The sequence below is a fragment of the Allorhizocola rhizosphaerae genome (genome assembly GCF_003426775.1).
In the GTDB taxonomy this organism is placed as follows: Bacteria; Actinomycetota; Actinomycetes; order Mycobacteriales; family Micromonosporaceae; genus Allorhizocola; species Allorhizocola rhizosphaerae.
In genome coordinates this window covers 1-9,028 of the sequence record NZ_QJUG01000291.1, presented here as the reverse complement: position 1 = coordinate 9,028, position 9,028 = coordinate 1, and the positions used below count along the sequence as shown (strand labels likewise).

Sequence of the window (9,028 nt, the reverse complement as noted above, 5' to 3'; positions counted from 1 at the left end):
GATGCTGCTGAACCTGCGCGCCCGCCGGGCCGTGCGGCGCCTGCCCGAGCCGGCCCGCCTGTCGGAGCCTCATGGCCGCGTGCGTCTCGCCTCGGCCTCCCACCCGCCGCTGTCGGCCAGGCCCGATGACCCCCTCTCGCACCCGCCGCTGCCGGCCGCCCGGCCCGATAGCCTCCCCTCGCACCCGCCGCTGTCGGCCGCCCGGCCCGATGGCCTCCCCTCGCACCCGCCAGGCAATCTGTATGTCGCGCCCAACATGCGCCCACTGCCGCCCGGCCGCCCGGTGTTTGCCCGGCCACAATCGTGGGCGGGGCTTGTGCTCCTGTCCGTGCTGGCCACGACGATCGGCGTGCTGGCGGCGCGGCAGACCCCCGAGCCGGAGCCGGGCTGTGTCCGGTTCAGCGAGACGCTGCGCGTGCAGCATGCGCAGCTTGTGGATTGCGCCGAGCCGCATGAGGCCCGCGTGCTTGACGAGGTGACCGAGTGGTCGGCGTGCCCTCCCGAGACTACCCGCCTCGCCGTTGTCGGCCCGAGACTCTACTGCCTGGTGGACGAGATGGTGAGCACGAGCCGCTCGTAGGCGGGGCGTTCGATCGCGGGCACGGGCGCCCCGATCGCCTTGCGCAGATCCGTTGCGCGCTCGAGTAATTCGGCTGCCACGTCGAGGGCGCCGGTCTCGGCGTGGGCCGCCGCGAGGGCCTCAAGCACGCTCGCCTGCCGCCAGCGGTCGCCGAGCTTCTCGTGCAGTTCGAGGCTCGCGCGGAGCGTGACGATCGCGTCGCCCGGCCTGCCCTGCCGCAGCTCGACGAGCCCGAGCAGGTTCAGCGCCCACGCCGACCCCTCCCCCACATCGAGCTTGGTGAACGTCGCGAGCGCCTCGTCGGCCAGCTCCCGCGCCTGCTCCAATCGGCCCTGATAGAGGGCGGTCGCCGCGAGATGGATCCTTGTGGAGGCGGCGTTCTCCGTGTCACCGATTATCTGGTACCGGCGAAAAGCCTCCTGCAACAGGCGATGCGCACGATCGACGTTTCCGGACAGCCACTCGGTGAATCCGCTGCGCTGCAAGACATCCGCCTGGGACGCGGGATCGGTCACGGCCGCGAGCGCCGCCCGCAGATGGGCCAGCGACCGCTCGTAATCGCCGCGCTCCAACGCGATCGAGCCGAGCAGGCGCAGCGTTTGCGCGGCGGCGGGCGGGTGCTGCCGGGCGAGCGCTCGTTCGGCGTATTGTTGGGCCTGCGCGTAATCGCTGAGCAGAAAGGCGAATTGCGCGGCTCGGGCGAGCGCGTCGCCGACGAGTTCCCGCGCCGTTTCGTGCTCGGGCTCCGGTTTGGACAGTGCGGTTTCGAGCCAGCGCCGGCCCTCGGTGTAGTGCCCGCGCAGTCGGCAATACGCGGACAGGGCGACCGCGAGTCGCAGCTGTGGCAACGAATCCGGCAACTCGGCGTAGTAGGCGAGCGCGGCCCGGAAGTTGTCGTGCTCGGTTGCCAGATGCGGCAGCCATCGGTCGATGGCCGGGCCTCGCAGCCAGCGGTTGGCCTCCTCGGCTTCGGCGAGGAAGTGCGCGGCGTGCCGTGACCGCACCCGTTGCGCCTCTTCCGGTTGCTCGGCCAGGCGGTCGCCCGCCCAGGCGCGGACCGTCTCAAGTAGACGGTAGCGATTGCCGCCACCGGCGTTGTGCTGCACCACGACGAGTGAGCGGGCGACCAGGTCGGTGAGCACATCCACGGCCGGGATCCGTTGCGAAGACTCCCACACAGCCTGCGCGGCGGCCAGCGTGAACCCGCCCGCGAAGACGGCCAGCTGCCGGAAGCGCGACTGTGCCGCGGGATCGAGCATGTCATAGCTCCACCCGATGGACGAGTCGAGCGCCCGGTGGTGCGGGTGGTCGGCGTAGCGGCGCACGCGCAGCAGGGCCGGTTCGTTGAGCCGGTCGGCAATCTCCGCCATGGTGAGCACGGAGGTGCGCGCGGCCACGAGCTCGATGGCCAGCGGGACGCCGTCGAGGCTCGCGCAAATGGCGGCCAGCGCGGGCGCGTCGGCGTCGGTCAGGTTGCGCACGGTGTCGATGCCCGAACGCTCCAGGAGCAGTTGCACGGAGTCGAAGCTGGTGACCGCGGCCAGGCCACCCTCCGGATCGCGGGGCGGGACGGCGAGCAGCGGCACCGGGAAGACCACCTCACCGGGCACACCCAGGGGCTGGCGGCTCGTGGCGAGGACGTGCAACCCTGGGCAGGTTCGCATCAGGGTGGAGACGAGTTCGGCGCATGCGTCGACAAGGTGTTCGCAATTGTCAAGCAGTGTGAGGTACCGCATAGGCCGCAAGGTTTTTGAAAGCGCCTGCAGCGGACTGACCGTCGGATCCTCGGCGACGCCGAGCATGGACGCCACGGTCGATGCGACCAGCCGGCTGTCGGTGACCGGTGCGAGATCGATGAATCGAGCCCCGTCGGCGTAACCTTCGGCCACCTCGCTCGCAGCCGCGATGGCCAGGCGGGTCTTGCCGCAGCCGCCGGGTCCGGTGAGCGTGATCAGGCGATGGCGCTCGAGCAGGTGGTACAGATCGGCGAGTTCGGCGCGGCGGCCGATGAGGCGCGTGAGTGGGCTGGGGATGACAATGTGCGGCGGGCTTGACTGCGCTTTGGCGGCGTGGGCGGGCTCGGCCGCCTGTCCGTTGAGGACCGCTGCTTGCAGGCGCTGCAGTTCGGTGCCCGGTTCCATGCCGAGGTCGGCGACGAGATGGTGGCGGGCGCGCTGATAGGCGTGCAGCGCTTCGCTGCGACGGCCCGACTGCAGCAGGGCGCGCATGAGCAGTTCCCACAGGCGTTCGCGCAGAGGGTAGCGGGCGACGAGGGATTCCAGCTCGGCGGCTGCGACTGCGTGCTGGCCCGCGGTCAGCTCGGCGGCCAGCAGATCCTCCATCGCGACATGCCAGAGCGAACGCAGGCGCGTAGCCTCGGCGCGGGCCCACTCCCCCAGCACACAGTCGGCCAGCACGTCTCCGCGCCAAAGGGTGAGGGCGGCGCGAAGGTGCGTGATCGCCTCCGGCAGGGCACCCTTCGCCAACGCTGATCGTCCACGTTGGACACCGGCTTCGAAGCGGTGGGCGTCGATGCATGGTGGAGGCAGTGTGATCGCGTAGCCGGGCGGTCTCGTGGCGATCAGCTCGCCCAGGCCGGCGGCGGCGAACCCGCCGCGCAGGTGAGCGATGTGCGCGCGCAGGGTCTTCGCGGCGGCCGCGGGCGGATCGTCGTCCCAGACGCCGTCGATCAGCGCGGTGCGGGACACCACCCGGGGTGCGCGGAGTGCGAGCAGCCCAAAGAGGGTGCGCAGCCGTGGCCCGCCGAACGGCACCACACCGTTGGGGCCGGCGAGCTCGACGGGGCCAAGCACCCTTACATCGATCGAGTTAGCTACATCATCACGGATGCCCTATGGTACGACCGTGGTCGCATGATTTGCGCGAAGGGTGTCCACCTCAGGTTCTCGTCGCCCTCGAAGATCGATCGGAGCCGAAGCTCGCACTCCCGGGCGACGCCGCGCAGCTCGCGATGCCGCGGTTGCAGACCTCCGGCGTCCGCCGGGCCGGTGGGCTCATACTTGGGTGTGGTCACTGTGGAGCAGGCACGCGAGGAGCTGGCGCGGTTGCGCCCGAGCATCGCGGAGCTGATTGAGTTGCGGGCCGACCTGGCCGAGCTGCGCGCCGATCTGGACGAGGCGGGGGCCAGCCCGCTGGGCGGCGTGCCTGAGGCCAAGGCGCTGGAGGCGCGCATCTACGCCATCCTCGAAGGTTTGGCGGCGGCCGGCGCACAGGTGAAGGGCTTCGCGCCGGTGTTGCTGGACTTCCCGGGCGAGCGCGACGGCAGACCCGTGCTGTGGTGCTGGCTTGAGGGTGATGAAGACATTGTGTGGTACCACAGAACCGACTGCGGATTCCCCGGGCGGCGCCGAATCTGAGCGATCCGGCTGGGGCGCGGCACACGCCCGCCCCAGCCGGTTCGACATCCGTTGTCAGCTCAGACGGTAGGCAGCCGGGATGGTCTGCTTCACCGTGTTGCCGCCCGTGTCGGTCGCGGAGATGCGCAGCGAGACCGCGCCCGACACCTGATCCTTTCTCGGGTGTTTGATGTTCGCGACGAAGGTGTTGGCCGTCGTGGGCACGGTGTGCGCCTTGTGCCACGTGCTGCCGCGGTCGAAACTGACCTCGGCCTGCATCGTGGCCACCCGCGGCGGCGCGCTCAGCCGCTCCTGATAGTACGCGGTGACAGTGATGGCGTGGTGGCCATCCGCGCGCACCGTATTGTCCAGCTGCAGACCCAGGTCGTACCGCAAAAATATCAACGGCTCGGGCCGGCACTCGCCCTCGGTGACGCCCAGGGCCGTCGCCATGCACGGCTGCTGCTCGGGCGCGTCGCCCGCCGCCGGCCTACTGGACGTGTACTCCCATTGGGTCGTCACGCCATTGGTCTCGGCCTCGAACTTGTACCGGGCCGACTCCGGCGGCACGTCGTATGTGACGACATCACCGCCGATCGCGCAGCCCAGCCCGAACAAAGCCGTGGCGACAAGGGCGGCAAGCGCTCCCTTGCGGCGCAACGGTGAGAGCGCCGGCGTGTGCGTCACTTCAGGCGTCATCGCTGACCTCCAATGCCCCGGTAGCCGATTCGGAATTCGATGTGCTGCAGCCGGCGTTCGAACTCCGCGCCGGAAGCGTTGCGCAGGCGGAAGTCGCACACGCTCGCCTCACAGTTGTCTATCCCGAACAGGAACGAGGTGATGCCGTTGTCGTTGATGATGCCGGCCATCGCCTGCCGGGCCCCGCTGCTGCTCGTGAGATAGAAGGTCGGATAGAACGCGTCACCCTGCCGGCAACCCGCGCACAGCTGACCGGGCGCGACCGTGTAGCCGGACGGTGTCCGTGCGATCCGGGCCGCACCCGGCACCGTGGGCCCGGTGTTCCAGCGCACCGTGTTCCACCACCGGTTGAGCACCGTCAGGTCCTGCTGCTCTTGCCTGCCCGCCCCGATGACGTTCGGCGCGACATAGTCGGACCAATCAATCTCGTATCGGCTGATGGAGTCCGGCTGCCGGCCGACATATGCCGTGAGCGTGCCTTGCGTGGTCGTGGTGGGCATTCGCAGCCACACGGGATCGGGCTTGGACTTCACCGATTGTGCCCACTGGAAGTAGGTGATCTCACCGGGCTTGTCCGCGTGGAACCGATGCTCGACCCGGTCCAGATCCATCCGCCCGACCCGATAGGGAAGGTTCGACGGCACCTGTCCGGACGCATGGAACGCCACGTTGTAGACCGTCGGTTTCGCCTTGCCATCGAGCTTGATCTCGACATCCGACGACGGCTTGTCCAGCCGCGCGATCAGCCGGTCCGCCTCGGCCGCCGGCACGGTGACGATCGGCAGTGCGGCATACGGCGGCACCGGCGGGCAGCTGTCCGGCCCGTTTGGGCAGTCGACCGTCTGCGTGTTGGGCGTGCCGAGCTGTGTCATCCCGGCGGGTCCGGCCACAAGCACACCCCGTGCGCCCGCCGCCGCTGCCGCGGCGACTCGCTCGCCCAGCAGCGTGAACGGGCAACCGCCACCGCTGCAAATATCGGCCGGCTTGATGAGGACCAACTTTCCCCGTGCGTCCACTTTGGACAGCTCGGCTGCCGTACCCGCACCGGCGTGCACAACACCCAGCTTCCCGTCTACCGGAAGCCGCGGAATCGCCAAGTACACGTCGCGGGAGCCCCCGCTCCATTGCTGCCCTCCGCCATACACGGACACATCAGGTGTGGCATAACGCGCGGCGAGATCGATCGGCGCGCCCCCGCCGAACGCCCGCAACGTCACCATCGGAGTCACGAGCACGTGATAGGTGTCGTACGTAAGCTTGCCCATCGTGACCGCCGGTGTGGGCAACGCCCACCTCGTGACGTCATGTGTGCCGTATTTGGTCTCCATCTCGGACGTCACGCTCCACGCACCGGTCGCGGACACGCGCTCGAACCGTGCCATCGAGTGATAGTTTTCGGTCGCCTCCGGGCCTTGCACCGTAACGGGTTTGGCCTTCCTCAGGTCCAGCGTCACGGTCGTCGCCTTGGTGAGGTTCACCTCCGGCGCGAGCGGCACGGCCTGATGCCTGCGCCCCAGCGCGTCCTGCCAGCTCACGGCGACCGCTGCCGCGAACGTGCCGCCGAACAACCGCTGCGCGAACGTGGCCCCGCCCGGCCGGGTGATCGGGTTGTCGTGCAGGTTCACCTTGTCGTCGACCGGGACGATCACGGCATTGCCGTAGCTGACTGCGGTCGCGCCATCCGGGAGGATGACATTGACGGTCAGCTCATGCCGCACCGGCTCAAGGAAGGCGCTGACCCGTGACACCACCCGCAGCTGTCCAGCCGCGTCATGGGCATTGAGCAAACCGTTGTATCCGCCATATGGTCCCGCGTCGCCCAAGACCGCGCCGTTGACCGCGAGTGTGACTTCCGCGGTACCGTTCGCGGGCACTGTCACCTCGCTCGCACCCAGTGAGAACAACCCGTTCGGGGCGGGCTGCCCACCGGACGAGACCGATGTGGACAGTCGCAGCACGATGGGCTGGTCGGTGTGGTTCGTGTAGGTGAGCGTCCGCGTGACAGGCGAGTGCGGATGCGGGTACCGGCCGAAGTTGAGGCTGCCGCTCGTCGTCAGCGTCGGATCGATCGCGCGTCCCAGGTCCACCCGCCCCGCGCCCTGGGCGTACAGGTCGTGCCCGAGGTCGTTGGAGCTGGACATGAGGAACCCCTTCAGCTGTGCCCCGTTGAGGTTCGGATGCTTGGCCGCGATGATCGCCGCCGCGCCCGCCACGTGTGGCGTGGCCATCGAGGTGCCACTCGCGGTCGTGTAGTGCTGGTCCACGGGCGTGCCCATGGCCGTGCCCGCCGCCCGGGCCGCCACGATGTTCACGCCCGGCCCGGCGATGTCGGGCTTGGGCGCGCCGTCGCCGAACCGCGGGCCGCGGCTGGAGAAGTCGGCCATCTGGTCGGCCTTGTCGACGGCCGCGACGGTCAGCGCCTCGTCGGCCGCGCCCGGCGCGCCCACCGTCCGGCTGCTCGGCCCGCTGTTGCCCGCCGCCACCACGAAAAGCCGGCCCGTGGTCCGGCTCAGGTTGTTCAGCGATTCGCTCAGCGGATCGGTGCCGTCGGTGGCCCCGCCGCCGAGGCTCATGTTGATGACTTTCGCCTCGGAGTTGGCGGCCCACTCCATGCCCGCGATGATCGACTCGAACGAGCACGAGCCGCCGTCGTTGCAGACCTTGCCCACGAGCAGTTTCGCGCCCGGTGCGACGCCCTTGCGCTGCCCGTTGGAGGCCGCGCCGGTGCCGGCGATCGTGGCGGCCACGTGTGTGCCGTGCCCGTGCCCGTCGCGGGCCTCGGCCGACGTGCCGGTGAAGTCGACCCGCCCGACGATCTTGCCTGCAACATCGGGATGATTCGGGTCGATGCCGGTGTCGAGCACCGCGACCGTGACACCCGTGCCGTCGTGCCCGCGCGCCCAGGCGACCGGCGCGCCGATCTGCGCGACGGACTGGTCCAGGCTGACCGGAACCAGCTCGTTGAGCCAGACCTTGCGCACGCCGGCCAGCGAACCGGCCGACCGGGCGGCGGATGGCTGCGCCTGAATCCCGCGCCACCAGTCACCGTTGCCCTCGATGACTACCGAGCGCCCGTTGATGCTGGGCAGAGCGGTGCCTGCCACTCTGTGCCGGCTTGCGGCTTCTTTATTCTGGTACGTCACCAGCACCGGCACCTGACCCGCTTGACCCGCGGCGACGAGAGTCGCCAGCTTGACCACGTCGAACAGGCCCCAGTCCAGGATGCCGTCGCCGAGCAGGGCGAGCGCGTCATTGGGTACCACATGAAAATTGCCATGGCGGGTAAAGGTGTGGAACGTGACCGGCTCACCGCCGGGCCGGGTCGCTGCCTCGATCTCGCGCAGGACCGGCCGGCCCGCCGAGCCGAGTCCAATATGGACCTTGTCCCCGGTGATCAGCGTCAGCGGCACGGACGCCGATGAGCCGGCGGCCATGCGCAACAGGTCATCCGACACCGGCAGGGGCAGGCCCGGTCGGGTGAGGACGATCGGACGCTGCGGGACGGCGGCGTGGGTGGCCGCTCCCGCGATCACCGTGCCGAAGACGGTGCCGACCGCGATGAGGATCGTGAGGCGTTTCCGGAAGCGATGTTTCACCGCACCTCCTTGACAGGAATGGGGAGCACCCGTCTACAGCGGCTCATACTCGTCCTCGTCCAGAGGTTCTTCGAGGGGATCGTCTCCTGGAGAGTCGGGTGCGACGTGTGCTCGCGACATGACACCGAGTCTGTGCCAGTCGCGGACCCGGCTCGATTGGGCGATCTAACGATCTAATTGCGCGCGCAGCGCGTCGGGAGTTTTCTCGTCACCGACGAGATTGGACTCCACGGCCTTGACGGCCAGTGCCGTCCGCGAGGTGACCCGCAGCTTGCGCATCGCCGATTGCAAATGGCTGACCACCGTCTGCCGCGACACCACCAGGGCCGTCGCAATTTGCTGGTTGGTACGCCCATCGACCACGAGCCGCACGACCTCCTGCTCGCGCGGCGAGAGCCGGTCGCCGTAGCCGGGCCGGCCGGGCCGGCGCGCGGGCGGGCTGTGGCGGCCGTGTTCCCGAAGGGTTTCGCGCACCCGTTCGGCCTTTTCCACAGCGCCCAGCCGCAGGTAGGCGTCAAGCACGCTGGACAGCAGGGGCAACGCGTCGTCCTTGTGCCCGGCAGCCAGCAGGCAGCGGGCCTGCCGCTCCCGCGCCATCGCGGCGATATAGGGCCGGGGTTGCGCCTCGTACGCCCGTGCAGCACGGCCGAAAAGCGCGGCGGCACGCGCCTGCTCGCCATCGCGCGCCTCGGCCAGCAGCGCGCGGCACCAGACCAGGGCCGACCAAGGCGCGGGCGCGGTGGCGTCGCCGAGCACGCGCTCGAACGCCTCGGCCAGCTCGGCGGCCTCGTCGAGCC

General features: G+C 69.6%; 5 protein-coding genes and 1 pseudogene. 2 read left to right on the top strand and 4 right to left on the bottom strand.

Features of this window, described 5'->3' with window-relative positions; all coding sequences use genetic code 11:
* A pseudogene (locus tag DM816_RS37380) lies at positions 1 to 580 on the top strand (hypothetical protein); the annotation flags it as partial.
* Here DM816_RS37380 and DM816_RS37375 read toward each other — a convergent pair.
* Positions 538 to 3,393, bottom strand: coding sequence for an AfsR/SARP family transcriptional regulator (locus DM816_RS37375; protein ID WP_117215232.1), 2,856 nt, complete (start codon positions 3,391 to 3,393; stop codon positions 538 to 540). The pseudogene DM816_RS37380 and the gene DM816_RS37375 sit on opposite strands and share 43 nt — an antisense overlap.
* 213 nt (positions 3,394 to 3,606) lie before the next feature.
* Here DM816_RS37375 and DM816_RS37370 point away from each other — a divergent pair, with 213 nt between their 5' ends.
* On the top strand, positions 3,607 to 3,957 hold the full coding sequence (locus tag DM816_RS37370) for a DUF2203 domain-containing protein (protein WP_117215234.1): 351 nt from the start codon (positions 3,607 to 3,609) through the stop codon (positions 3,955 to 3,957).
* Between the two features lie 54 nt (positions 3,958 to 4,011).
* On the opposite strand, the gene DM816_RS37365 is transcribed toward DM816_RS37370, so the two are convergent.
* The 3 genes from DM816_RS37365 to DM816_RS37355 form a co-directional block, all read right to left on the bottom strand.
* A complete protein-coding gene (locus DM816_RS37365) occupies positions 4,012 to 4,635 on the bottom strand; it encodes a hypothetical protein (RefSeq protein ID WP_162908231.1) in 624 nt (207 codons plus the stop codon).
* Positions 4,632 to 8,231 carry a S8 family peptidase gene (locus DM816_RS37360; RefSeq protein ID WP_117215230.1) on the bottom strand — a complete coding sequence of 1,200 codons (3,600 nt, stop codon included), beginning with the start codon at positions 8,229 to 8,231 and terminating at the stop codon, positions 4,632 to 4,634. The genes DM816_RS37365 and DM816_RS37360 overlap by 4 nt, the downstream gene beginning before the upstream one ends.
* A gap of 165 nt (positions 8,232 to 8,396) precedes the next feature.
* Positions 8,397 to 9,028 (bottom strand): response regulator transcription factor (locus DM816_RS37355; RefSeq protein ID WP_162908230.1); only part of this gene is annotated, 632 nt, incomplete at its 5' end.